Origin of the sequence: Yersinia sp. IP36721 (genome assembly GCF_003634395.1) — a bacterium.
Lineage (GTDB): Bacteria > Pseudomonadota > Gammaproteobacteria > Enterobacterales > Enterobacteriaceae > Yersinia > Yersinia entomophaga.
The window spans coordinates 1-423 of record NZ_QCZL01000095.1 but is presented as its reverse complement, the minus strand read 5'-3'; the positions used below and the strand labels follow the sequence as shown (position 1 = coordinate 423).

The window sequence follows — 423 nt, the reverse complement described above, 5'->3', positions numbered from 1 at the left end:
CTCTCTTCACCACATTCGGCTGGGTACTGTTTCACAACGATTGGATTAACCAACCCAGTACCCATGCGAATGTAGAAAGCAAAAAGCCCAACCGGTTAGGGGTGGGCCTTTAATGTTTTATTGGTGACTCAACTACATCACCGCTCTTCGCCTTTGACGTCCGAGCTTAACTGAAATATACACTTTCAAAACCTAAAAGCAATACATTTCGTAAATATTTTCTATTTATGCAGCGATTGGTAGGGTTTCTTTCTCCATTTCCGACTTTAACAAGTGAAATAATGTTGCGTTGAATATCTCACGGCACCACCTGATCCGGTCAATGGATTGCTTTAGCGTCAGGTGTGGGGCGTGAACGCGATTTAGGTAACATGCGATTTCTTGCATGTCTTTGCGCTCACAATAGTATTGAATAGCTACAGC

Annotated in this window: 1 pseudogene; it reads right to left on the bottom strand. The window is 43.0% G+C overall.

What is annotated here, in order from left to right:
- Positions 1 to 225 precede the first annotated feature (225 nt).
- Positions 226 to 423: pseudogene (locus tag DBA33_RS20850) on the bottom strand (hypothetical protein); the annotation flags it as partial.